A 24,990-nucleotide genomic window follows, 5' to 3' on the forward strand; every position below is an offset into this window, starting at 1 on the left:
CTTTAGGGAAAAACTCATAAACTCTATTATATCGTAAAACATTGAAAAAAAAAGTGTTACAAATACCCTTTTTCCTTCAAACTCACAAATTTTTGATCACCGATCACTAGATGATCAAGCAGCTGTATTCCAATCAGCTTTCCACATTCAAAAAGTCGCTGTGTGACTTCAATATCTTCCCTGCTGGGCGTCGGATCTCCAGATGGATGGTTGTGCACACATATAAATGAAGCGGCCGAACGTTTAAAGGCCTCTTTAAAAATTTCACGCGGGTGAACAATCGACGAATTTAGACTTCCGATAAACACAGTATGTTTATGAAGAACTTGATTTTTGGTATTGAGATAAAGACAAACGAAATTCTCCTGCGTCAAAAATCTCATATCTTCCATCACAAAATTCGCACCATCTTCCGGCGTGCGGATCACATAACGATTGTCCGTCGTTTGATGGTGTAATCTAGTGCCGAGTTCTAAAGCAGCTAAAAGAGAGATCGCCTTCGCTTTTCCAACTCCTCGAATCTTTGATAGTTCTTCAATCGAAGCTTCCTTCACAGAACGAAGACCACCAAATGTTTGCAAAAGTCTTGCGGACACTTGAAGAACTGATTCCTTTTTTGTGCCTGTTCTCAAAAGAATCGCGACAAGTTCATGGTTTGATAAGCTGCTTGGGCCATATTTGACAAATCGTTCGCGCGGCTTTTCATTATGAGGAAAATGCTTCAGCAGCATAGGGAAATGATTCAAGATCTACACTCCTTTTTTGATTCCTTCCCGTCATCAAAAAGGGGTGATACCAAATGTTTCAAGCACTCTGACTGTTTTAGCAATAGGGAGTCCTACAACGGAAAAATAATCACCGTCTATTTTTTGTACAAACAGGGCACCTTTTCCTTGAATGCCGTAGCTTCCAGCTTTATCAAGAGGCTCACCGGTTTCAATATAGCGGTCTATTTCATCTTGTGTAAGCGGCCAAAATGTCACGTCTGTCTGTTCATAAAATGTTTCTTTTCTATTCTCTGATTGAATCGTGACACCAGTCAAGACTTGATGTGTCTTACCTGACAATAATTGAAGCATTGAGGCTGCATCTTCCTTGTCTTTTGGCTTTCCAAGACATTTGCCATCAATTGCAACAATTGTATCTGCACCAATGATCACAGCTTTGGGATGTATTTTTTGAATATCATTTGCTTTTTGTTCTGCCAACCATTGGACGTTCTCAGCAGGAGAAAGGTTTCGATTTATTTCTTCTTTTAAATCACTTGCTTGAATGTCATAAGAAAACCCTGCTAAATCAAGCAATTCTTTTCTTCTAGGTGATTGAGATGCGAGTATTAACTGGTTCATGTTTGTTCATCCTTTCAGGGTTTAGCCTAAGAAGTAAGATACCCATTCATCCTATCAAATGAACATCTTACCGACAATTAACGAAAATGCCATTTTCATGTTCCTACATCATTATGTTGGAAGCAAAAGAAAAAAACTAGTCATTTTTAGACTAGTTTGGCTGTTAAAAACATGATTTTACGTATTTAGTTGATCTAATAGCGCTTGCTGAGATTTCCAGCCATTTTCAGCAGATGGGTCATTTAAAAGCTGTACAGCTTTCAGCAAACTGCTTTTGGCTGGTGCGTCGGTTGTTTTGGCATTTTCAAGCTCAGAAATCAACTGAGTGACTTCTTTTTGATCCACATCTTCTCCTGCAATCACCTTAGAGGATAAGACAGATGCCTTCTCTATTAAACCTGTCAGCTCATCCGGCACTTGAAATGAGAGTTCTTTTCCTCCCCATGCTTCAAAATGCTGATCGATCAATTTTTTCCCAACGGCACTTGTCATGCCTTGTTCTGTGGCAAGTCCGGCAATAACATAATAGCCATCATCCATTGATACCTTTTTACCTGCATATCCTGCCTCTTTTAAACTGTCAACTAAGTCATCTGCTCCTTTTTCAGAAGAAAACTTTCCAGCCTGCACCACAAAGGTTGAAAAATGACCTGATGCACTTTTTTCACCTTCATTGTCCTTTGACGTATCTGCAAGATCAGCCGGTGGTGCATCTCCCCCAGCTTTCGCCGAAGGCTCGCTTCCAGATGCTGAGACGCTGATATGATCGCCTCCTGATGGATTGGCAGATCCATCTTTACTTAAACTTAGTGCAAATACACCGAGGCCTGTCCCTAGAACGACTGCAAACACAATCGTTGTCATCACTCGTTTGAAGGGACCGCGGTTTTTACTGAACTTCTGTTCAAAAGAACCTTTTTTCTTTTGATAAGGTGTGACGACCTTTGGATCCGAATGGTAAATGTGATCAGCCGCATCGTCCCATTGAAAATCTTCTTCTTTCGGTTTAGACGGTTCTTCCCCGGAAGCGGCTGTCTCCTGTTCCGACTGCCTCTTTTCCTCCCAGTTCGAAAACGTCACTTGATCCTCTTGCTGTTTTTGAGGCTGATGCTCTTCTCCATGCAGCATTTCTTCCTTGCCATTAATATTGACCTTTAACCCTTGTTTTTTTGCCTGCCTTTTTTTCACTGTCATTCCCCGCTTTCTGACATTGTTTGTAAGAAAGACCTTTCTGTCCAATGAAATAGCGCGAATGTAACCCGTCCTTCTTTCTGTTTCACACTTTAACATAGCCAATAAAAAAAAGAACAAGACTTTTGTCGGCAGGTTCAAAAAGTGTTCGCCAATTTTCTCATCCGAAAAAATCGCGAATTGGGTTTAACAGATCACCACAAAAAAGATAAAACCAGAAAGAACAAGCGATGGCAGGAACAAAAGGAAAGGGTTCATTTGCCTTGTAAGAAAACACCTTTGCGTAAACCATTCCCGTGACAGACGAAAGAAAAAGAATGATCAGAAACGGCTTAAATCCGAAGCAAAATGCAAGCACACCAAATAGTTTGACATCCGCTCCCCCCATACTATTTGGCTTGAAATGTTCTAAACTATAAAACAAAAGAAGACAAATAAGAAGAGATGCCGCTCCTTCCCACCAAATAAAAAGCGGTTCTAGCGTGCGGTATATGACGAAAAGAGGAAAAAAGAAGAGAAAGAGCTCGTTGGGTACTCTCATATAAAAAAGATCGCTCACGACAGCAATCACGAATAAACTACATAGACTCACAAGAAAAAGGCCCTCAAAAAAGAAACCAGCATGTCTATAAACGAGTAAAAAAAGGCCGCCTGTCAACAGCTCAACCATTGGATAAAGCAAAGAGAGCCGGGTTCCACAATGCTTACATGACCCTTTCAATACAACATAAGAAACAAGCGGGAGCATGTCGTGAAAAGAAAGCGGCTCTTTACAAGCTCCGCAGTGTGAACGAGGAAAAAGAAGAGACCGCTTCATTGGAAGCCTCTCACCAACTAGATGAAAAAATGACCCCATGACCATCCCTGTGAAAAACATAAAAAAATCAATCAAATTAGGTGACTCCTTCCGGAAATAGAATAGACCGGATTTTACCATAGCGATTCACCTTTGATCACCTTGCGAAAAAGTGATTTTCCCCCTCTCCTACATATCAAAAGAAAAAAGACGCACATTGCATAGAAGCAATTTGCGTCTTTTCCTTACTGTAAAATACGACTTCGTACATCTGAGATAAAATAAAGGGAACCTGTCACCAGAATCATTGCTGAAGGGTCATCTCTTTTCTTCTGAATGAAGTCAAGCACTGCACGAGGGTCTTCATCAAACGATTTTGCTTGTAAATGACTGCAATCATAAAGCTTTTCCGCTGACTCAGCTCTTGGAAAGTCAAAGGAAACAAAATGAATCGATGAACTAATCCTTTCAAGCTTTTCGATCATTTGTTTGTAAGGTTTATCTTTTAACGCACTAAAACATACATGAACCTGTTTACTAGAAAAATGAGCTTGTACAGTTTCGATTAAACGGTCCATTCCTTCTTCGTTATGAGCACCATCTAAATAAACAAGAGGCTGATCTTGGATCTTTTCAAATCTTCCAGCCCACACCGCCTGCCGAATTCCTTCATACACTTGCTCATTTAGCACATGGATATATCCTTCTTGCTCCAGCCATTCGATCAGTAGAATGGCAAGGGAGGCGTTCTGCATTTGATGCGTTCCGATTAACCCTGTCTCTAGCTGCGAGTACTCCCTTTTTGGGGTAGTGAATGTGAAGCGTTCACCTGTTTCAGTCGGCTGCTGGTCCTTAAAGGTACAAGTATCATGTAACGAGATAAACGGCGCATTCTTTTCTTCGGCTTTGTGTTGAATCACAGTAAGAGCTTCCGCTTGATGAACGGCCGTGATCATCGGAACCCCAGCTTTAATAATGCCAGCTTTTTCTGCTGCAATCTGATCAAGTGTGTCGCCTAAAATGGCCATATGATCGTGTCCAATCGACGTAATTGCTGTTAAGATGGGCGCTGCCACATTTGTAGAATCAAGTCTTCCGCCAAGTCCTGTTTCCAAGAGGACAAAGTCTACTTGGTGCACATGGGCAAAATAAGCAAACGCACATGCTGTAATGATCTCAAACTCTGTTGCTGCACCAAGCTCTGTATCATCTAATTCTTCAACTAAAGGCTTGATTTCGTTCACCAAACTCAGCCACTCTTCGTCCAAAATCGGCTCCCCATTAACACTAATTCGTTCATTGAACGTTAAAATAAATGGCGAGGTGAAGGTTCCAACTGAATAGCCCGCTGACTGTAAAATGGATCGAGTAAATGCAATCGTTGATCCTTTTCCATTTGTTCCAGCTACATGCACCGCTTTTATTTTTTGTTCAGGATGGTCTAGTCTGTCCATCAGCCATTTCATTCGTTCAAGTCCCGGTTTGACACCGAAAGCGAGTCTGCTATGAATCCATTCAATGGCTTCATGATAGGTTGTAAACAATGTCATCTCTCATTTCATACGAAATTTTCAAAAAAGACGACTCCAATTCATTAGGAGCCGTCTTTTCACTCTTATGCTTTCAGCTCTTCAATACGCTTTTGAACAGCTTCGCGTTTTGCGACATAATCACGTTCTTTCGCACGCTCTTCTTCTACGACACTTTCAGGCGCTTTTTTCATAAAGCCTTCATTGCCAAGCTTTTTCTGAACTCGTTCCACTTCTTTTGTCAGTTTATCAAGCTCTTTTTGCAGACGGGCAATTTCTTCATCTAAGTTGATTAAGCCTTCAAGCGGCAGAATGAGTTCTGCTCCAGAAATAACAGCCGTCATCGCTTTATCACTAGCTGGGACATCTGTGCCAATTTCAAGAACACTTGGGTTCGTGAAGCGCTCAATATATGAACGATTTTTCTCTAAACGTTCCTGAACATCAGACGTAGATGCTTTAATGTAAAGCTCAACTTGTTTGCTCATTGGCGTGTTCACTTCACTGCGAATGTTACGAACAGAACGAATCAGTTCAACAAGCAGTTTCATATCAGCAGAAGCTTGTTCGTTGGAAAGCTCCGGCTTCACTTCAGGCCATGCCGCTACAGTAATGGACTCACCTTCATGAGGTAGATGTTGCCAGATTTCTTCTGTTAAGAACGGCATAAACGGATGTAGAAGTCTCATCGTTTGATCTAATACATACGCAAGGATCGAACGAGTCGTTTTCTTCGCTGCTTCATCTTCTCCATAAAGCGGAAGTTTCGCCATTTCAATGTACCAATCACAGAAATCATCCCAAATGAAGTTGTATAAATGTCTGCCCACTTCACCGAATTCATACTTGTCAGCAAGCTGTGTGACACTTTCAATTGTTTCATTTAAGCGTGTCAAAATCCATTGATCAGCAACTGATTTTTCTCCTGTCAAATCAAGCTCATCGTACATTAAACCATCCATATTCATGAGAGCAAAACGGGATGCGTTCCAAATTTTGTTCGCAAAGTTCCAAGTGGATTCAACCTTTTCAAAGCTAAAACGTAAATCTTGACCTGGAGAGCTTCCAGTCGCTAAGAAATATCTCAATGAATCCGCTCCGTACTTGTCGATGACCTCCATTGGATCAATTCCGTTGCCAAGTGACTTACTCATTTTACGCCCTTGTTCATCGCGGATAAGACCGTGAATGAGGACATCTTTAAATGGTTTTTCTCCTGTGAATTCAAGACCTTGGAAGATCATACGGGATACCCAGAAGAAGATGATGTCATAGCCTGTTACAAGCAGATTGGTTGGGTAGTAGCGCTTGAAGTCTTCACTGTCTGCATCCGGCCAGCCCATTGTAGAGAAAGGCCAAAGCGCTGAACTAAACCATGTATCAAGTACATCGTTATCTTGCTCCCAGTTTTCAATATCTTCTGGCGCATCAAGTCCCACGTATACTTCCTTCGTTTCTTTATGATACCAAGCCGGGATGCGGTGTCCCCACCATAGTTGACGAGAAATACACCAATCACGAATGTTTTCCATCCAGTGTAAATACGTCTTTTCAAATCGGTCTGGAACAAATTGAACTTGCTCATCACCTTTTTGCAGATTGATGGCTTCATCTGCGAGCGGCTGCATTTTCACAAACCATTGTGTTGATAAATATGGCTCCACTACAGCGCCACTGCGCTCACTGTGACCAACTGAATGCATGTGGTCCTCAATTTTGAACAAAATGCCTTCTTCTTGAAGATCTTTCACAAGCTGTTTACGACATTCGAAGCGGTCCATTCCTTTGTATTGAAGTGCGTTTTCATTCATTGTGCCATCTTCATTCATCACAAGAATGCGCTCTAGGTTATGACGGTTTCCAAGCTCGAAGTCATTCGGGTCATGAGCCGGCGTTATTTTTACAGCTCCTGATCCAAATTCCATATCGACATAGTCATCCCCAACGATTGGAATCTCTCGGCCTGTAATTGGTAAAACAACTGTTTTCCCAATCAAATGCTGATAGCGTTCATCTTCAGGATGTACAGCGACTGCCGTATCTCCCAGCATCGTTTCAGGTCTTGTTGTCGCAATTTCAATCGAACCTGATCCATCTGCAAGCGGATATCTCAAGTGATAAAACGCTCCTTGCACATCCTTGTAGATGACTTCAATATCAGAAAGGGCCGTTTTTGTTGCTGGGTCCCAGTTAATGATGTATTCTCCGCGATAGATCAATCCTTTTTCATACAATTGAACAAACACTTGGCGGACCGCTTTATTCAAGCCTTCATCTAATGTAAAACGCTCACGCGAATAGTCTAGACCTAGACCCATTTTCGCCCACTGGCTGCGAATAAAATCGGCATACTCTTCTTTCCACTTCCACGTTTCTTCTACAAATTTTTCACGTCCGAGATCATAGCGGCTCACACCTTCTTCGCGAAGCTTCGCCTCGACCTTTGCTTGTGTTGCAATACCCGCATGGTCCATTCCTGGCAGCCATAAAACATCATAGCCCTGCATCCGTTTCATACGAGTCACGATGTCTTGAAGGGTTGAATCCCAAGCATGCCCTAAGTGTAATTTTCCTGTCACGTTTGGTGGAGGAATGACGACTGTATATGGATCTTTCGTTTTGTCATTTTGTGCTTCGAAGAATTTCCCTTCAAGCCAGTACGTATAGCGGTCTTTCTCAATCGCATTTGGATCGTACTTTGTTGGCATTTCTTGATTATTTGTTCCCATTTGTGTTACCTCCACATTTTTTCGGCTGATGAAACATAAAAAAGCCTTCTCATCCTTATAAAAGGACGAAAAAGCTTTTTCGCGGTACCACCTTTTTTCACGAAACACTTAGACGTGTCCCGTACTCTCTAAAGGATAACGGGGATCTCCCGAATTTCTCTACTACATGTTTCAAGAAATTAAGCTCACAGGCGACCTTCCAAACAAGTGCATCCTAGAAAACCTTTCAGCTATTGGTTTCCCTCTCTTTAGGGTCTTGCTCGTACTCTTCCTGATCCACGCTTACGATATATCACGTTCATCAGCTTATACTCATCTTTTATTAATATTACTAAATGCCTTTTGTTTTCGTCAATCATCTTTTCCGCTTTTCTTCTTCTTTATACAAATTGGGCAGGCACCCTTTGCCTCTTTGCCCATATGATAATAACAAAATAAAGAAGGAGGGCGTTTTATTTTGAAAAAGATCAATCCTTACACACTCCCCCCATGGCTTAGACAAATTCGGGCAGTTGCCTCCCAAGTCGTTCTCCCGATTGCCATATTTCAAGGCTTTCGCACGATCATTTTTCCCACAACATTTGACGTCCTCATCTTAGGAATTCTTATATTTCTCGCCTGTGCCTTTCACCTTGATTGGTTTTAAGAGAGCTGAAAGCTGCAGGCTCACTCTTATGTATAGGTCCCTCGTTAGACATTTCATAGCGCAACAGCAAACAACCTCGTCACTCTTCTGATGACGAGGCATTTTGTTCTTCTTCAAGGCGTCTAGCCTGCTCAATTTCGTGTATTTTCATGACGGTCGGCTCAGAATTTTTCATTTGCCAATACGCCCTTAACAGCTCCTGACAACTTTCCATCTCATCCTGTCCGCCTGCTTCATAGGCTTTCACCGTATCAAACAAACTCTGCGGATAAGCGAGGTAGCTCAAGAACAAATGAATCTCTTCCTCACGAAGTTTATTTCCCTTTTGATACGTATAAAACAAAGATGTGCATTCAGGACAAGGAGTAGGGTAGGTTTTGAATGTACGATAGTAAAAGGTCAAAAGGTCATAAATGGGGGCAGCCTTTTTGGACCGCTCAAAATTGGTGAAATGTCCTGTACCTACATCATTGTACAAAAAGTGATGGATCGACAATTGCCCATGGTTTAACACAATACGTGTCGTCTCTTGGTCTTTCATTTCCTCATGCCAATCCTCTAAACGTTCAAGTGCAAATTCACTTGCAGACATCGCTTCTGAAAAATACATAGCAGCAGCCAGCTCAAATGGCGACATATACCATGTTTGTTCTGCCCGCTCGATAAATCGTTCATACATGTCTTTCTCTGTTTCCCATTTGCTTTTCATTTGGGTGTAGTGAGCCTCTATTTCCTGCTCAGTAATGTCCATCATGACTTCTGTTCGTTTATGAAGTCTTGCAATCTCTTGAAATAAATATTCATGTTTATCGTCCTGCTCTTCTCTCTTTTCATTGGTCAGCCATGGCATGAGATAATACGTGTACTGGCTTTCTCGATGATTAGAGAAAAAGGAACCGCTCTTCGTGCGATAAATCGGCACAAACGAGCGATAGCCTTTTGATTCTAGTTCAAGCATTTGCTCTGTAAACTGCATGTGTCGATGGGGCTTTACCCGCTTTAGTGCAAATACGCCCTGCTTTGTATACACTCTAACGACAGCTGGACTGACAGGTTCGATATATTCAGCCTCAAGCCCGTATTCGTATAGGACAGATTGGATTTCATCCACGTTCTCTCACCACATTTTCTCGGTCCATCATCTCATACTATGCATTGCTTTTTTGATATTCAGGAATATAAAGAATCTGCCCTTCTTCAAGCTCTGCATCCACCGACAATGAATTCGTTCGAAGGAGCTGCTGCACATTCAACTGATATCGCTCACAAATACGATCGACCGTATCTTCTTGCTGAACTATACATATTTTCATGCGAGAAAAATCTTCCTCCTCCTGCTTAGCGAACAGCTTCGTTAAATAAAGAGAATTCTCACTGCCAGACGCTTCTCTCTGGTCATGTTCAAACTCCTCAGCTTCTTGAGCTGATTCAAACACCTTTGGTGCTTCACGTTCATATAATCGTTCGAACTGATAGCTGTCATCCCGCTCTTCCTGCGTCTGTTCCATCTGATAAGTAGGTGATTCAAAGGCTGGATAAGCTGGCGGCTCTTCTTCTTCCTTGCTCTCTGCTTCAGGGTCTTTCCTCACTTCCACCTCAAAGAACGTATCATCCCGCTCCTCTTCTTCTAGCAGCTTAGGCGGGTCAAAGAATGGCGGCTCTTGTACTTGAGCTTCTGGGAAGGAACGATACCCAAGCGCCACGGCTTCTTCTTCCTCATTTTCCTCCTCTTCTTCTGCTTCTTCCACCATCACCGTCTCGATGTCTATTTCATCCTCTTCTTGTTCAGTTCGCGCTTCATGTTGCAAAGCAGCATGCTGTTCTGCATTTTCTTCATGCTCTTCACGTGGGAGCATTTCTTGCTCTTCATATTCAGGCTGCGCCTGATATTCATAGGTGACATCGCCATATTCCTCTTCAGCACGATGGACAAATTCGTATGGCCCTTCTACAAGCGGTTCAGGCGTTCCTTCATCTAACAGACCTTCAATGGCCAAATCAGCCTGAATCGTGAGCAAACGACTTTCTGTCAGCTGGTAATCAAATGCATCAATAAACACAAATACATCATTTAAATGACTAATTTTGTTCTTGGGGATCGTGATATCCACCGGAAATTGATGCAGCAGCTCTGCCGTTCCGTCCTCTCTTACCTTCACCTCATCAGCCTGCCTGTATGATGCATAGGAACTGGATTCACCCATTAGCTCCTCTTGATTTATGTTGTATTCTCCTGTTAGCTCGAGTGAACCTCTAATGGAAACATAATCATTCACTTCTTGAACGAGAATGTCAGGATCGAGAGAAATTGACAGTAGCTCACTGACTTCCTGTCCGTTTTTGAAATAAATGGACTCTTCTACCGAAAACTGTAATCGATTGTTTTGAGACAAGTCGGTGTCCTCCTTTCATCTAATCCTTCAAAATAAAATTAGATGTCAATACAGGTGTATGAAGAAGGCGGTGAAAATATGATTGGTTTTATGCAAAGCAAAAAGCCGATATGTCTCCATATCGGCTCAGCGTGTAGACAAACCCTCGCATTCGGTGTCAGTCCTGCGCGCTGGTGCTCACGAATGTCAAATTCGCTCCGCTCCAGTACTCGTCCTTCCTAGACTGCAAAGGTTTTCTTTCACGCTGAAAAGAAGACAAAGGGCTAAAATAAAGTTCATTTTAACCCTTTGTCAACGATCTAAGCCGATATGTCTCCATATCGGCTTTTAGTTACTGAGCTAATTTTTGAAATACCTTTTCAACTGTCTCAATTGTATACTCGATGTCTTCATCCGTATGAGCAGTTGAGAGGAACAGCCCTTCGAATTGTGAAGGTGGAAGGAAGATGCCGTGATCAGCCATTTCCTTGTAGAATTCAGCGAATAAAGCGAGGTCAGCTGTTTTCGCTGTATCGTAATTGACGACTTGTTCGTTTGTAAAAAAGAATCCGATCATGGAACCGGCACGGTTAAATGTTAATGGAATCCCATGTACTTTCGCCGCTTTTGAAATGCCTTCTTCCAAACGATCTCCTTTGCGTCTAAACTCTTCATAAGACTCAGGTGTCAGCTGTTTTAATGTTTCAAGACCTGCTGTCATCGCAAGCGGGTTACCGGATAACGTTCCTGCTTGATAAATCGGGCCGCTTGGCGCAATTTGTCTCATAATGTCCGCTCTACCGCCATAAGCACCAACTGGCAGGCCGCCTCCGATGACTTTACCAAGACATGTCAGATCAGGCGTAATGCCAAAATAGCCTTGTGCACAATGATAATCCACACGGAAGCCTGTCATGACCTCATCAAAAATGAGTAAAGAGCCATATTGCTCAGTGATGTCTCTCAATCCTTGCAAGAAACCTTCTTGCGGAGGGACAACCCCCATATTTCCTGCAACTGGTTCTACAATGACACCTGCAATGTCGTCTCCAAATTCTTGAAAAGCGACTTTGATGCTTTCTAAATCATTGTATGGAACGGTGATCGTATTGCTTGCTGTACCTTCAGGGACACCAGGGCTATCCGGAAGTCCAAGCGTTGCCACACCCGAACCAGCTTTAATGAGCAAAGAATCACCGTGGCCATGATAACAGCCTTCAAATTTCACAATTTTGTTTCTGCCTGTAAAACCACGTGCTAGACGAAGCGCACTCATCGTCGCCTCTGTCCCAGAGCTGACCATACGAATGACCTCAATAGAAGGAACTCGTTCTGATACAAGCTTAGCTAATTCATTTTCAACTAAAGTAGAAGCACCGAAGCTTGTACCATGTTCAGCTACTCGCTGAATACTTTCAACCACACGGTCATTCGTATGCCCTAAAATAAGCGGTCCCCACGATAAGACGTAATCAATATATTCATTTCCGTCAATATCGTATATTTTTGCGCCTTTGCCTCGTTCCATAAAAATCGGGTCTGTATTGACTGATTTAAATGCGCGCACAGGGCTGTTCACACCACCCGGCATTAACTGCTGCGCTTCTTTAAATGCTTGCTTTGACTTTTCATAGCTACGTCCCATTTCAATGTCCTCCTGTCTATCCGTTCTTTATTCTGAGAGCCATTTCGCTGCATCTTTTGCATGATACGTAATGATTAATTCTGCGCCTGCACGTTTCATGCTAGTCAGCATTTCAAGAACAAGCTCTTTTTCAGAAATCCAGCCATTTTGAGCTGCTGCTTTCACCATTGCATACTCTCCGCTCACATTGTACGCAACAACAGGAAGTGTAAATTCATTTTTCACATCACGCATGATATCTAAGTATGAAAGTGACGGCTTCACGATCAGGAAGTCAGCGCCTTCTTCTACATCAGACTGCGCTTCTCTCAGTGCTTCTAAGCGGTTTGCAGGGTCCATTTGATACGTTTTACGATCTCCAAACTGCGGTGTGCTATGCGCCGCATCACGAAACGGACCGTAAAAAGCACTTGCATATTTCACAGCATATGACATCACAGGCACATGAACAAAGCCGGCCTCATCAAGCGCCTCACGAATTGCGATAACAAAGCCATCCATCATGTTTGATGGAGCAATGATATCTGCACCTGCACGAGCCTGACTGACAGCGGTTTTCGCTAAGAGCTGAAGAGATTCATCATTTAAAATTTCTCCATCTTCAACGATTCCGCAATGTCCGTGATCTGTATATTGGCATAAGCAAGTATCAGCAATGACCACAAGCTCTGGGAAATGCTTTTTGATTTCAAGCGTTGCTCTTTGAACAATCCCATGATCGTGATAAGCTTCACTGCCTACATGGTCTTTATGGTCTGGTACCCCAAAAACAATGATAGATTTAATCCCAAGGTCAACAAGCTCTTGGACTTCTTCTTTCACAAGATCAACTGAAATGTGATAGACACCCGGCATTGAAGGGACTTCTTTCCGGACATTCTCTCCCTCTACAAAAAAGATGGGATAAATGAAATCAGAGGGTCTTAAAAATGTTTCTCTCACCAATTCTCTCATTCCTGCGCTTGTACGCAATCTGCGGTGTCTGTTAAATTTCATCATTGGTTCAACTTCCTTTCAGATAAACGGCACATCAAATCAAGCATCCCGTCTATCGTATAAGTATCTGGGGTTTCAGAAGAAATCCCGTATTGAAGCAGTGCCTCTTGTGTAAGAGGACCGATGCTCACAAAACATGTGTCTGATGCAGCTAATCTATCGATATCAGCCTGCATGGCGTGCATAAAAGAATGAACAGTGGAGGAGCTTGTAAATGTAATAAAATCAAATGATTGCTCCATCATTGCCGACTTGAGTGCGATAATTCCGTCCTCATCCTTCACTGTTTCATATATAATCCACTCTTTTACGTCAATGCCAAGTGGAACGAGGGTATTCTTCACCACATCTCGTGACAGGTGGCCTTTTGCTACAAAGACACATTCTTCTGGGTGTACATGTTCAATTAAAGCATCTGCCAGTTCTTCTGCTATAAAACGTTCTGGAACCACATCCACTTTTAAGCCGTGCTGCATCAGATAGGCAGATGTTTTTTCACCTACGGCCGCCACTTTCAAGTGGGATAAGCTTTGATGTAATTGATGCTTCTCTATATAACTGAGAAAAAAAGACGCACCATTTACACTTGTAAACACAAGCCAATGGCTTGCTTCTAAGTCTTCTAAAAATGCCTTCGCTTTTTCTTTTGTCAGCGTTGGCTCAAACCTGATAAGAGAGGTTAAAACAGCATGGCCGTTCAGCGCTTCAATTTTCTGCTGAAACGCACCCGCTTGACGTTCATTTCGAGTGACAAGCACCGTCTGTCCGTAAAGCGATTTGGCTATCGTCATTGGGAAGACAGATCCTTTTTCACCTTGTCGATCAAATCCTTTGCTCCCTTATCAGCCATCTGCTTCGCACATGCTGTTCCAATTGCCTCAGGATCAGTACCTGTTACGGTTTCTCGAATAATCGTATGCCCATCCGCAGATGCCACAAGACCTGTCAATTCAATTTCATCACGCTCATTCATCGTTGCGTAACCAGCAATCGGCACTTGACAGCTTCCATCCATTTGTTGAAGGAAAGCTCTTTCAGCAAGGACCGTTTTCTTTGTATACTCATTTGTGAATTGAGCTAACAGCTGCAATAGCTCTTCGTCATCTCCCCGGCATTCTATCGACAATGCGCCCTGCCCTACAGCAGGAAGGCAAGTATCAGGAGATAAAAATTCCGACACGACTTCTTGACTCCAGCCCATTCTAGACAATCCGGCAGCCGCTAGAATAATCGCATCATATTCTTCATTTTTCAGTTTTTCAAGTCTCGTATCAATGTTTCCACGGATCCATTTAATCTCAAGATCTGGTCTCTCCTGAAGAAGCTGGGCACTGCGCCGTAAGCTGCTCGTTCCCACAACCGCTCCCTTTGGCAATTCATGAAGACGGAGATGATCCTTTGAAATCAATGCATCCCGCACATCTTCACGCTCAGGAATACAGCCGATGACTAAACCTTCCGGAAGAGAGGCCGGCATATCTTTCATGCTGTGTACCGCCATGTCAATGTCATGGTTCAGCATTGCCTGTTCAATCTCTTTAACAAACAGACCTTTTCCGCCAACCTTTGATAAGGTCACATCTAAAATTTGATCACCCTTTGTCACAATCTCTTTAATTTCAAAAGAATAAGAAGGGTTTAGTTCAGACAACTTTTGAATGACCCATTTTGTTTGTGTAATCGCAAGTTTGCTTCGTCTAGAACCTACTTTAATTGTACGCATTCCGTCTTCCTCCCGACAATGCCCTTAAGACTCATCATTATTGAAACCAATGAAAGGTTGATAAGCTACCAAGCAGAAAATAATTGATCATCAGCACAAGAAATGAAGCGACATTCCATCGCGCCACGATTTTGCCCTGCATATTTCTCACCAGTCTAATGTATAAGTAAAAGCCGTATAAAAATAGCATAATAAACGAACCGAGCACCTTTGCATCTGTCCAGTACAACGTATCATACGAAATATATGCCCATATAATGCCAAGAATTAAACTAAGCAAGAGCATCGGTACGCCAATAATATTTAAGACATACGCCATATGATCAAGCTTTGATAAGTCTTCAATTCTCAAAAGCCATTTTCCCCATTTTTTCTTTTTCAGCAAACGATATTGAAATAGGTAGAGTAGTGAAAAAGCAAATGAAAGTGAAAAAGCGCCGTATGATAAAATGGCCATCGTAATATGAATGACGAGCAGCTCACTCGTCAGCTTTCCCGTCAGTTCGGCAGAATGAAGATCGGATGGTGTAAAGGTGTGAATCGCCATCATGGAAAAACCAATCACATTTGTAAAAAAGACAATAAATTCAACGCGTAATACTTTTGTCAAAACAAGTGACAATGTCACAAGCACCCACGTATAAAAATATAACCCCTCTGCTACATTCAACACAGGGAATCGGTCTGTTTCCATCATAATATAAAACATGTAGACTGTTTGCAGCAGCCAGACAATAGAAAGCAACCAGAAAGCCATTTTTCCAGCCTTCCGGTTGTGTTGAAGAAAATCTATGAAATAGAACAAGACACTGAGTGCATAGATCAAGGTCGTCGCTTCACCTAGTCTCGCTACAATGGATTCCATCATCGCCTAATCACTCACTGGCAACTGTAGCAAGGCCTTGTGCCATATTTGTTTTAAACAGCTGAAATGCCCCTTGCTCCACCTGCATCGGCTCTGCCTTTTGCTCTTCATCTTCAACCTGTAAATCAAAGATTTCTTTAAAGAGTAAAAGTTTTTCCTCTGCATTCGGCTCCCCGGCAATTTCTTTGGCCTTTAAGATAGGATCTTTCAGCATTTGATTGATGATGCTTTTCGTATGTTTATTTAACAGCTTCATTTCACGATTTGTGAGGTTTGGAAGCTTTCGTTCGATGCTTTGCATCGTATCCGCTTGAATCGAGAGTGCTTTTTCTCTTAAAGCAGAAATCACAGGAACCACTCCGAGCGTATTAAGCCATTGCTTAAATTCCACAATTTCAGCTTCGATGAGAAGCTCCACCTCTTCAGCTACTGCACGTCGCTCTTTCAGGTTAGCTGCCACAATGCCCTCAAGGTCATCAATGTCATACAAAAAAGCACCTTCTACTTCAGAAATAGCTGGATCTAAATCACGTGGTACTGCAATATCCACCATGAATAGAGGTCTGCCTTTTCTCTGTTTGTTCGCTTTTTCGACCATTTCCTTTGTGATCACAAATTGTTTAGCCCCAGTAGAGCTAATTAAAATATCCGCTTCAGATAAAGTTTTTTCTAATTGATTCAAGCTCTTAGGCTCTCCTGAAAAGCGGCCGGCCAGTTCTTTGGCCTTTTCAAACGTTCGATTGATGACTGTTACCTGGCCAATCCCTTGACCTTGAAGGTTTTGAGCCGCCAGCTCGCCCATTTTACCCGCACCAAGAATAAGGACATGTTTATCAGAAAGACGTCCAAAGATTTTTTTGGCAAGTTCCACTGCCGCATAGCTGACAGATACAGCATTAGACGCAATATCTGTTTCCGCATGAGAGCGCTTCGCAACTGTTACCGCCTGCTTAAACAAATAATTGAAAACGGTACCAATGGTCTTCTCCTCTTGAGCGACTTTAAAGCTTGAGCGCACTTGACCGAGTATTTGTGTTTCACCAATGACCATAGAATCAAGTCCACAGGCAACCCGGAATAAATGCTCAACCGCTCCATCATTTTCATAAAACTTCAAATATGGAGAGACATCTTCTTTTTCTAAACCGAACCAATCTGCTAAAAATCTTTTTATATAAAACCGACCAGTATGAAGCTGATCTACAACTGCGTAGATCTCTGTTCGATTACATGTTGAGATGACGATATTCTCTAGAATGCTTTTTTCTTCTTTAAGCTTGGACATCGCTGTTCCGAGCTCGCTCGGTTCAAAGCTCAGCTGTTCCCGTATCTCAACAGGGGCTGTTTTATAATCTAAACCCACAACAAGAATATGCATAACTTCAGCTTGCACCCCCAACGCCCTGTCTAATTTATAATAATTACAATATAGAATTTATTATTTATAATGATTATAACATATATTCATTTTTAACTGGATAAAAATTGTGAACAGATTTCAAAAATGTTGTGATATAGTAGAAAAATGTTCGACACGAATGCCATATCATCACTTCAAGCAATTTACCAGATTTGGCGCGTGCGGACAAATGATCTGCTTATAAGAAGGTGACATCTTTGAAGAAGAAATCTATTTTGCTGCCGCTCACTTTGCTGGCTGTAGCACTATATGCCATTCTCTCAGGAGATCAATTTGACATTTGGAAAGATCAGGAGAAATGGTATACACTTGTACTGCTTTTTGGCCTTGCTTTCTTATATCAAGGAAAGAAGGAGCAGGAAACCTCTCATGTGTTTATCGGTATGCTCATGACAGGCCTTGCGCTACACTTTATCCTTCAGCCGAAATTAGAACACTGGCCAGATACATTTACGATGATTGTGTTCATCGTCGGCCTCGCACTTTTGATGAAATCATCACAGAAAAAGGAATATCGAATAGAAAGTGTTGTTCTCATTGCACTCGGTCTATTCCTTTATTTCTTTCAACAAATTACAAAGCAACTTAGCACACTTTCGATCCCTACTTCCGGTTTTGAATTGTACTGGCCATATGTATTGATTGCCGTCAGTCTCCTCTTATTATTTTTAAAAAGGAAATAACTTATACAATATAATTGTTTGATAAGCCATCAATTGGATGTTTTATAATACACATCTTACGAGAAGAATAAGATCCAGTTTAACTGATATAGACGACAATAACCGCCTTATCTGCAGTTGCTTGTGTAGCAACATTTTGCAGGTAAGGCGGTTTTGTTTTTCTCCCCTTATGTCAAGTATCATTAAATTGATATCAGTGTCACTGTCAAGCAATTATTGTCATTTTTATGGTTTCGTCTTAAGTTCATTTTCATCAGGTAATCTAAATCCAAATTCTTTTTCCCATAAATCATTTCCGCTATCAAACATTTCATTTAGTATATCCACTTCATCAGCTTGATTCCCAAATCCAGCATCATGAGCTAAAATAATGCCGAAATACGACATACAATCGTAATAATAGTTTTGTGGTAACAGCATATGTAAATGCCAAACCTCATCAATTTCAGTATTTGGGGCAAAAGAACAATCGGGATATTTTTTGATCATGAACCAAAATTTTTTGTATTGATCTACTAATCGAGTGACATTCTCTTTATCCATTCCTTCAAAATAGTAACCAAACTTCAAACATGCTTCTACTAAGTCCACCGAAAAGTCAGGATAACTCACTTTATCCATTCATTGAATTCCCCTTTTTAAAATATTTTTTAGAATCAAAAATCGAATGATTCCTATACAAAGACATAATGGAATGATGTAAGCAATATTGAAAAATTTCGAACTTTCCAACATGAATGTAATCACTGTAATGATTAATATCGTTCCTAGCTGATTCAATGTATTCATACCTGCAAGTGCCATACTTCTATAGTGAGGATCAAAAAAAACTAAAAAAGATGCTTTGATTAAGCTCATAAACAACGGGTTAATGAGTGTCAAAATAAAAAAACCAATTAAAAACAGTGAACTATTGGGCGCTAAAATCATTAGAATTAACCCAAACGTGAGATATATCGTTATAAGATAGACTTTCGAATGTATTTTTTGTATATCCATTCTTCGGATCAATAAATTTCCTAGTAAAACCGATACTCCGCCAATTAGCCAAAATAATGATACAGTAAGATCACTTGCTGAAAACGTTTCTTTCAGAATAATAAACGAATAATTCATTACTACAGGTAAAAACATCCCATCAATAAACATGATGAACAAATAACTCTTTGGTACTTTTTTAAATATTTCAACATTCGTGAAAGATATACTTTCGATTTTCAACTGGGCAACAATTGGATACAAATACTCATAAACCAACAAACCAATAAAAAAGAGCAGAAAAACAAGATACATTTCTGATCCAAAGAATATAAACAAAATTGGCCCACTAAAGAAACCAATTGTTTTAGCTGAGAGTAAAAACATATTACGATATGCAATATCTTTATGGGGTTGATTGGATAAAAACATGTTAAATCCCGATTCTAAAATAAACGATAAGCCATTTATAAAAAATTGAAAAGCAAGCATTAAAAAAAACATTAGATTAAATAATTGATTGTTTAAAGCAAAAAACGAAGCAAGGGTTAGGATAGACAATGTGGTGACGAAAAATTTTGCCGTGTATCTAGATAAAACTTTAAATAAATAGTTGCTCACAATATTACTTAAAATAAACGAAAAGCCACCAATCAGATACATACTGCCTGCATAAAAATATGAACCAGTCATCTCAAAGAAATAAAGAGGCAATCCAGTCCAAACTAGTGCCCCTATGAAAACAATCATAGTATCCAAATAAACTAATGTACTCACTCTACTAATATTCATGTACACTATTCCTTATTTAAGTGTTAAGAAACAGAGATTCTCAAAAACCTCTGTTTCTTATCATACTCTCTTACTTTTTCTTTAATTCCTTTTGCATTTCTTTCATTTCATTTAGCGAGTAATTATAGCATGTTCTCGCTTTCAGTTTTGATTGTTTTTCCTTCATTTCATTTAGTGAGTAATTGTAACAAGTTCTTGCTTTTAATTTCATTATTACCACTCCTATCTGAAATATTTTCAATATCATATTACTGCACTTGATTTTATTTGTAAATATGGAATTTAATTATAATTTAGCATCTATTTAAATAAACTTTCGGCATTCAATAATTTCTAGAAACAGAACGAATTTAAACTTAATCGCTTTCCTTCAAGTTCTACGTTTTTCTCAGCATATGAAAAAAAGTTGTAAGAAAACAAATGTTTTCTTACAACTTTTTATTATCTTCTTAGCTGTTAATCTTCGCAAGGATCGCATTCCAGGCTTCATCTTTTCCCTTTTTTGTTTCAGAAGAGAAAAGGATTAATTCATCTGATGGGTCGATGTCGAGTGTCTGTTTGACGACTTTCGCATGCTTTTCCCATTTGCCTTTTGGAATTTTATCGGCCTTTGTCGCAATAATGATCACAGGAACTCCATAGTATTTAAGGAATTCATACATGTTCACATCATCAGCGGATGGTTTATGACGCAGATCCACAATTTGGACGACTGCTTTTAACTCTTCACGCATTGTAATATACGTTTCGATCATTCTCCCCCATGCTTCGCGCTCTGTTTTTGATACTTTTGCAAAGCCATAACCTGGGACGTCCACAAAATGGAGCATATCATTAATAATGTAAAAATTAAGCGTCTGGGTCTTTCCAGGTTTAGAAGACGTACGCGCTAAATTTTTCCGATTAATCAATGAGTTAATGAACGAGGACTTTCCAACATTTGATCGTCCAGCAAGTGCGATCTCAGGCAGTCCCCCGCTCGGGTACTGCTCTGGTTTCACCGCACTAATGACGATATCTGATTTTGTTACTTTCATCTTCCCTCTCCTACTAACGCTTTCTCAAGCACCTCATCTAAATGTGAAACCGGAATAAAAGTTAATCCTTCTCTCACACTTTCAGGAATGTCATCAATATCCTTCTCATTGTCCTTTGGAAGAATAATCGTTTTCAGTCCTGCACGATGTGCGCCTAATGCTTTTTCTTTTAATCCGCCAATCGGAAGCACTCTTCCTCTTAACGTAATTTCTCCTGTCATGCCAACCTCTTTTGAAACAGGACGTCCTGTGAGTGCTGATACAAGAGCCGTCGCAATGGTAATACCAGCTGATGGCCCGTCCTTTGGAACCGCACCCTCTGGAACATGGATATGAATATCGTGCTTTTCATTAAATTGAGGATCAATGTTCAGTTCATCTGCTTTTGAACGAATATAACTGAATGCCGCCTGCGCAGATTCTCTCATGACATCACCGAGCTTACCTGTTAGCAAAAGCTTGCCTTTACCCGGTGAGAGTGAGACCTCGATGGACAAAGTGTCTCCGCCAACTGTGGTATATGCAAGCCCTGTGACAACGCCGACCTGATCTGTCGTTTCCGCCTGACCATAACGGTAAAGTCTTTTTCCGAGGAATTCAGATAAGTTCTTTTCCGTCACTGTGATGCGTTTGCGGTCTTCAGCCACAATTGCTCTTGCCGCTTTTCGGCAAATCGCCGCAAGCTGACGCTCTAATCCGCGGACTCCTGCTTCTCTCGTGTAATAGCGAATCATATCGTAAATCGCTGCTTCACGAAGCTGCAAGTTCCCTTTCTTTAATCCGTGCTCCTTTAGCTGCTTCGGCAGAAGGTGATCTTTCACAATTTCTGCTTTTTCAACTTCCGTATACCCTGCAATCGTGATAATCTCCATTCTATCACGAAGTGGACCTGGAATGGTTGCTAAATTGTTGGCAGTTGCGATAAATAACACTTGAGACAAATCAAATGTCTCTTCAATATAATGATCGCTAAAGTTATGATTTTGCTCTGGATCTAACACTTCAAGCATCGCAGAAGACGGATCTCCCCTAAAGTCAGAAGACATTTTATCAATTTCATCTAAAAGAAAGACCGGATTCATTGTGCCCGCCTTGCTCATCCCGCGAATGATACGGCCAGGCATCGCACCTACATAGGTTCTTCGATGACCACGGATCTCAGATTCATCACGTACACCGCCAAGAGAGATACGGATAAACTTTCGATCGAGTGATTTGGCAATGGATTTAGCAAGTGACGTCTTCCCTACCCCAGGAGGTCCTGCTAAGCAAAGAATCGGTCCCTTTAATGAATTTGTCAGTTTCTGAACAGCAAGATATTCGAGTACCCGCTCTTTTACTTTTTCAAGCCCGTGGTGCTCGTCATCTAAAATTTCGCTTGCAAGCTTTAAATCTAGACGATCTTCTGTATAAGTGCCCCACGGCAGATTGATCAGCCAATCAATATAATTGCGAATGACAGAACTCTCAGCAGAGCTTGAAGGGATTTTTTCATAACGGTTCAGTTCTTTTAAAGCCGTTTCACGAACGGAATCTGGCATGCCGGACTCTTCAATTTTAGCCATAAGCGTACTGACTTCGCCTGTTTTCCCCTCTTTGTCTCCAAGCTCTTTTTGAATAGCTTTCATTTGTTCGCGCAAATAATATTCTTTTTGCGTTCGCTCCATTGAACGTTTGACACGCTGGCCAATTTTCTTTTCAATCTCTAGCACTTCTTTTTCATTGTGAATGAGACTGATGACCCGATTCAATCGTTTTTTGACATCGACTGTTTCCAGCACTTCTTGCTTGTCTTTTAATTTCAAAGGAAGGTGGGAAGCGACGATATCTGCCATTCTTCCAGGTTCTTCAATATCCGTCACCGTTGCATATGTTTCAGCTGAGATTTTTTTTGAAATTTTTATGTACTGATCAAAGTGATCTAACAAAGTGCGCATGAGTGCTTCTGCTTCTGCGTCCTTTAATTCTTCTTCTGTCAACTCTTTAATATCGACTGACGTATAGTCTTCTAGCTCCATGTAGGATTCGATCTGCGCTCGATTTAAGCCTTCGACGAGCACACGGATCGTTCCATTTGGCAGCTTCAGCATTTGTTTAATTTTTGTGTAGGTGCCGACTTTGAAAATTTCCTCTTCACCTGGTTCATCTATTGAAATTTCCCGCTGTGTTGCTAGAAAAATCATATGATCGTTCATCATCGCCTGTTCTAATGCTTGAACAGACTTTTCGCGCCCAACGTCCAAATGCAAGACCATTGTTGGATAAACAAGCAAGCCTCGCAGCGGAAGGAGCGGAACATTCTTTTTGATTTCATCTGCCATGTTGATAGACACCTCCGTCACTAGTATGAATCATTATAATATACCTGTTTCAGTCTTGTACAATGTAAAAGACTTGAGAAATGATGATCTTACCGTAGTATACCCTTTCTTTTTATCTTGAAAAAGAAAAAAAGATCTATTTCACTAAAAAATCCCCATATGAGATGGGGATTAAACAGATTTCCTTTTCATTTCTTCTTCTAGTCCATCTTTCTTCTCATCTGGCGGATTGACCAAACACTGATCCAGCACTTCTTGGAAGTGCTTCACAGGCACAATCGTAACCCCTTCAATCTCTTTTAAGATCGACTGCTGATTGTCATAAGGGATGATCACTGTTTTGACACCCGCTTGTTTGGCTGCCTTGATTTTTGGTATGACACCGCCGATCGGCTTCACCTGACCTTGTAATCCAATCTCACCGGTCATCGCCGTTAAATGATCAATCGGGATTTGATGAATGGCTGAGAAAATGGCTGTGGCCATCGCAATTCCAGCAGATGGTCCATCAATCGGGGCACCAGCCGGAAAATTAATGTGGATATCATATTCATTTGTTCGTATGCCCAAGTTTCGAAGCACGGTTAAGACATTTTCAACTGAGCCCTTCGCCATACTTTTCCGTCTGATTGATTTCGACTGATTGCCGATGCTTTCTTCTTCCGCAATACCAGTAATATTGATACTGCCTTTTTCAAGCGCTTTACAAATGTTCACTTCAATTTCAAGCAGAGCCCCGCTATTCGGTCCATACACGGCAAGACCATTTACTACTCCTACCTTTGGCTTTTCAGGTACTTTTTGTTCATATCTTGGTGTCAGCTGGCTTGAATGAATGACCCATTCTACATCGGCGATCGTAATATCTTTTCGGTTTTCAGTGACAGCCATACCTGCGGCGATCTGTACCATGTTGACCGCTTCACGTCCATTTTTCACATAGGATGTTAACAGGTTCAGTCCTTCGTCACTTAATTCCTTCTGAATTTTCTCGACTGCTTTAGCTGCAACAATTTTCAGCTCATGCTGATCCAAATCCTTGAAGAAAATCTCCAAACATCTTGATCGAATAGCCGGCGGAATTTCGTCCGGTGTTCTTGTCGTGGCGCCAATCAGTCGAAAATCAGCGGGCAACCCATTTTGAAAAATATCATGGATGTGATTCGGGATTTGCGTATTTTCTTCACTGTAATAAGCACTATCTAAAAACACTTTTCGATCTTCTAGCACTTTGAGCATTTTGTTCATTTGAATCGGATGTAGTTCTCCAATTTCATCTATAAAGAGAACGCCGCCATGAGCATGTGTGACGGCTCCTTGTTTCGGCTGCGGAATGCCTGCCTGTCCCATGGCCCCTGCTCCTTGATAAATGGGATCATGTACGGAACCAATCAAGGGGTCTGCGATGCCTCGTTCATCAAATCTTGCCGTTGTGGCATCAAGCTCAACAAATACTGCATCTTTTTTAAATGGTGAATCAGCGTGACGCTTCGCCTCTTCCATCACTAGACGAGCAGCAGCTGTTTTTCCAACACCAGGCGGCCCGTAGACGATGACATGTTGCGGGTTCGGTCCACACAGGGCAGCTTTCAGTGCACGTATACCGTCTTCCTGCCCTACAATATCTTGAAACCCCTTTGGCCGGACTCTCTCTGATAAAGGTTCACTCAGTTTAATGGATCGCATCTTTCTGAGTGCTTCCATTTCTTTCTTTGATTCTTTATCGATCGTCACCTTTTGTGTGCGCTGATTTTTCAGTAAGTTCCAAAAGTACAACCCGATGACGATACCAAAGAACAGTTGTATGAATAATACGATTCCTGTCCAGCTCAATCGGTGCTCCCTCCTTCATCTATCGTTATGTATTGGTTTCTGTCTGCTAGTATTTCCTAGAGCTGGACGGAATAAACACAACTTC

Annotated in this window: 22 protein-coding genes and 1 other annotated feature; of the genes, 2 read left to right on the top strand and 20 right to left on the bottom strand. The window is 41.3% G+C overall.

The window, feature by feature from the left end:
• Positions 1–56: 56 nt before the first annotated feature.
• The 6 genes from radC to NST73_RS12910 all read right to left on the bottom strand — a co-directional run bounded on the left by radC (position 57) and on the right by NST73_RS12910 (position 7,594).
• A complete protein-coding gene (gene radC / locus NST73_RS12885) occupies positions 57–731 on the bottom strand; it encodes a DNA repair protein RadC (RefSeq protein ID WP_338706405.1) in 675 nt (224 codons plus the stop codon).
• A gap of 48 nt (positions 732–779) precedes the next feature.
• Positions 780–1,349, bottom strand: a complete 570-nt coding sequence (locus NST73_RS12890) for a Maf family protein (RefSeq protein WP_007501543.1) — start codon at positions 1,347–1,349, stop codon at positions 780–782.
• 177 nt (positions 1,350–1,526) lie between these two features.
• Positions 1,527–2,543: an SPOR domain-containing protein gene (locus tag NST73_RS12895; protein WP_253718728.1), complete on the bottom strand. Its 1,017-nt coding sequence runs from the start codon at positions 2,541–2,543 to the stop codon at positions 1,527–1,529.
• 157 nt (positions 2,544–2,700) lie between these two features.
• The gene (locus NST73_RS12900) at positions 2,701–3,432 is read right to left on the bottom strand and encodes a prepilin peptidase (protein ID WP_342499128.1); all 732 of its coding nucleotides are present in this window, start codon (positions 3,430–3,432) and stop codon (positions 2,701–2,703) included.
• 149 nt (positions 3,433–3,581) lie between these two features.
• Entirely contained in the window at positions 3,582–4,886 is a 1,305-nt protein-coding gene (locus tag NST73_RS12905; protein WP_335352664.1) for a folylpolyglutamate synthase/dihydrofolate synthase family protein, read from the bottom strand.
• Between the two features lie 65 nt (positions 4,887–4,951).
• Entirely contained in the window at positions 4,952–7,594 is a 2,643-nt protein-coding gene (locus tag NST73_RS12910) for a valine--tRNA ligase (RefSeq protein ID WP_342499129.1), read from the bottom strand.
• A gap of 58 nt (positions 7,595–7,652) precedes the next feature.
• Positions 7,653–7,882, bottom strand: a binding site (T-box leader).
• 166 nt (positions 7,883–8,048) lie between these two features.
• Here NST73_RS12910 and NST73_RS12915 point away from each other — a divergent pair.
• Positions 8,049–8,240 carry a hypothetical protein gene (locus NST73_RS12915; protein WP_024718406.1) on the top strand — a complete coding sequence of 64 codons (192 nt, stop codon included), beginning with the start codon at positions 8,049–8,051 and terminating at the stop codon, positions 8,238–8,240.
• Between the two features lie 79 nt (positions 8,241–8,319).
• On the opposite strand, the gene ysxE is transcribed toward NST73_RS12915, so the two are convergent.
• From ysxE to hemA, 8 genes are all read right to left on the bottom strand, one after another.
• Positions 8,320–9,351: a spore coat protein YsxE gene (gene ysxE, locus NST73_RS12920; RefSeq protein WP_035391224.1), complete on the bottom strand. Its 1,032-nt coding sequence runs from the start codon at positions 9,349–9,351 to the stop codon at positions 8,320–8,322.
• 37 nt (positions 9,352–9,388) lie between these two features.
• A complete protein-coding gene (locus NST73_RS12925) occupies positions 9,389–10,633 on the bottom strand; it encodes a LysM peptidoglycan-binding domain-containing protein (protein WP_342499130.1) in 1,245 nt (414 codons plus the stop codon).
• Positions 10,634–10,964: 331 nt separating this feature from the next.
• The gene (gene hemL / locus NST73_RS12930; RefSeq protein ID WP_268432651.1) at positions 10,965–12,257 is read right to left on the bottom strand and encodes a glutamate-1-semialdehyde 2,1-aminomutase; all 1,293 of its coding nucleotides are present in this window, start codon (positions 12,255–12,257) and stop codon (positions 10,965–10,967) included.
• 27 nt (positions 12,258–12,284) lie between these two features.
• Positions 12,285–13,256, bottom strand: coding sequence for a porphobilinogen synthase (gene hemB / locus NST73_RS12935; RefSeq protein ID WP_007501555.1), 972 nt, complete (start codon positions 13,254–13,256; stop codon positions 12,285–12,287).
• Complete coding sequence (locus NST73_RS12940) at positions 13,253–14,044, bottom strand: uroporphyrinogen-III synthase (RefSeq protein WP_058336576.1); 792 nt, start codon at positions 14,042–14,044, stop codon at positions 13,253–13,255. The genes hemB and NST73_RS12940 overlap by 4 nt, the downstream gene beginning before the upstream one ends.
• Positions 14,041–14,976, bottom strand: coding sequence for a hydroxymethylbilane synthase (gene hemC, locus NST73_RS12945; RefSeq protein WP_024718409.1), 936 nt, complete (start codon positions 14,974–14,976; stop codon positions 14,041–14,043). The genes NST73_RS12940 and hemC overlap by 4 nt, the downstream gene beginning before the upstream one ends.
• A gap of 37 nt (positions 14,977–15,013) precedes the next feature.
• Positions 15,014–15,844, bottom strand: coding sequence for a cytochrome c biogenesis protein (locus NST73_RS12950; protein WP_007501558.1), 831 nt, complete (start codon positions 15,842–15,844; stop codon positions 15,014–15,016).
• Between the two features lie 7 nt (positions 15,845–15,851).
• Complete coding sequence (gene hemA / locus NST73_RS12955) at positions 15,852–17,219, bottom strand: glutamyl-tRNA reductase (RefSeq protein WP_024718410.1); 1,368 nt, start codon at positions 17,217–17,219, stop codon at positions 15,852–15,854.
• Between the two features lie 239 nt (positions 17,220–17,458).
• Between hemA and NST73_RS12960 the strand changes: the two genes are divergently transcribed.
• On the top strand, positions 17,459–17,944 hold the full coding sequence (locus tag NST73_RS12960; protein WP_024718411.1) for a hypothetical protein: 486 nt from the start codon (positions 17,459–17,461) through the stop codon (positions 17,942–17,944).
• A 225-nt stretch (positions 17,945–18,169) separates the two neighbouring features.
• Here NST73_RS12960 and NST73_RS12965 read toward each other — a convergent pair whose 3' ends face one another.
• From NST73_RS12965 to lonB, 6 genes are all read right to left on the bottom strand, one after another.
• Positions 18,170–18,565 carry a hypothetical protein gene (locus tag NST73_RS12965; protein ID WP_035701766.1) on the bottom strand — a complete coding sequence of 132 codons (396 nt, stop codon included), beginning with the start codon at positions 18,563–18,565 and terminating at the stop codon, positions 18,170–18,172.
• Positions 18,566–19,714 carry an MFS transporter gene (locus NST73_RS12970; protein WP_342499131.1) on the bottom strand — a complete coding sequence of 383 codons (1,149 nt, stop codon included), beginning with the start codon at positions 19,712–19,714 and terminating at the stop codon, positions 18,566–18,568. It abuts the gene before it with no gap.
• A 70-nt stretch (positions 19,715–19,784) separates the two neighbouring features.
• The gene (locus NST73_RS12975) at positions 19,785–19,925 is read right to left on the bottom strand and encodes a hypothetical protein (RefSeq protein WP_017367733.1); all 141 of its coding nucleotides are present in this window, start codon (positions 19,923–19,925) and stop codon (positions 19,785–19,787) included.
• Between the two features lie 238 nt (positions 19,926–20,163).
• Entirely contained in the window at positions 20,164–20,751 is a 588-nt protein-coding gene (yihA, locus tag NST73_RS12980; protein ID WP_007501562.1) for a ribosome biogenesis GTP-binding protein YihA/YsxC, read from the bottom strand.
• Entirely contained in the window at positions 20,748–23,072 is a 2,325-nt protein-coding gene (gene lon, locus NST73_RS12985) for an endopeptidase La (RefSeq protein ID WP_007501564.1), read from the bottom strand. The genes yihA and lon overlap by 4 nt, the downstream gene beginning before the upstream one ends.
• 171 nt (positions 23,073–23,243) lie before the next feature.
• Complete coding sequence (gene lonB / locus NST73_RS12990) at positions 23,244–24,905, bottom strand: ATP-dependent protease LonB (RefSeq protein ID WP_007501566.1); 1,662 nt, start codon at positions 24,903–24,905, stop codon at positions 23,244–23,246.
• Between the last annotated feature and the right edge of the window lie 85 nt (positions 24,906–24,990).

Origin of the sequence: Bacillus sp. FSL W7-1034, assembly GCF_038593365.1 — a bacterium.
In the GTDB taxonomy this organism is placed as follows: Bacteria; Bacillota; Bacilli; order Bacillales; family Bacillaceae; genus Bacillus; species Bacillus altitudinis.

Bases quoted from the DNA above. Each gene is read 5' to 3' on its own strand.
- radC (WP_338706405.1), bottom strand. From the start codon at position 731: ATGCTGCTGAAGCATTTTCCTCATAATGAAAAGCCGCGCGAACGATTT.
- NST73_RS12890 (WP_007501543.1), bottom strand. From the start codon at position 1,349: ATGAACCAGTTAATACTCGCATCTCAATCACCTAGAAGAAAAGAATTG.
- NST73_RS12895 (WP_253718728.1), bottom strand. From the start codon at position 2,543: ATGACAGTGAAAAAAAGGCAGGCAAAAAAACAAGGGTTAAAGGTCAAT.
- NST73_RS12905 (WP_335352664.1), bottom strand. From the start codon at position 4,886: ATGACATTGTTTACAACCTATCATGAAGCCATTGAATGGATTCATAGC.
- NST73_RS12910 (WP_342499129.1), bottom strand. From the start codon at position 7,594: ATGGGAACAAATAATCAAGAAATGCCAACAAAGTACGATCCAAATGCG.
- hemL (WP_268432651.1), bottom strand. From the start codon at position 12,257: ATGGGACGTAGCTATGAAAAGTCAAAGCAAGCATTTAAAGAAGCGCAG.
- hemB (WP_007501555.1), bottom strand. From the start codon at position 13,256: ATGATGAAATTTAACAGACACCGCAGATTGCGTACAAGCGCAGGAATG.
- NST73_RS12940 (WP_058336576.1), bottom strand. From the start codon at position 14,044: ATGACGATAGCCAAATCGCTTTACGGACAGACGGTGCTTGTCACTCGA.
- hemC (WP_024718409.1), bottom strand. From the start codon at position 14,976: ATGCGTACAATTAAAGTAGGTTCTAGACGAAGCAAACTTGCGATTACA.
- NST73_RS12950 (WP_007501558.1), bottom strand. From the start codon at position 15,844: ATGATGGAATCCATTGTAGCGAGACTAGGTGAAGCGACGACCTTGATC.
- hemA (WP_024718410.1), bottom strand. From the start codon at position 17,219: ATGCATATTCTTGTTGTGGGTTTAGATTATAAAACAGCCCCTGTTGAG.
- NST73_RS12965 (WP_035701766.1), bottom strand. From the start codon at position 18,565: ATGGATAAAGTGAGTTATCCTGACTTTTCGGTGGACTTAGTAGAAGCA.
- NST73_RS12970 (WP_342499131.1), bottom strand. From the start codon at position 19,714: ATGAATATTAGTAGAGTGAGTACATTAGTTTATTTGGATACTATGATT.
- NST73_RS12975 (WP_017367733.1), bottom strand. From the start codon at position 19,925: ATGAAATTAAAAGCAAGAACTTGTTACAATTACTCACTAAATGAAATG.
- yihA (WP_007501562.1), bottom strand. From the start codon at position 20,751: ATGAAAGTAACAAAATCAGATATCGTCATTAGTGCGGTGAAACCAGAG.
- lon (WP_007501564.1), bottom strand. From the start codon at position 23,072: ATGGCAGATGAAATCAAAAAGAATGTTCCGCTCCTTCCGCTGCGAGGC.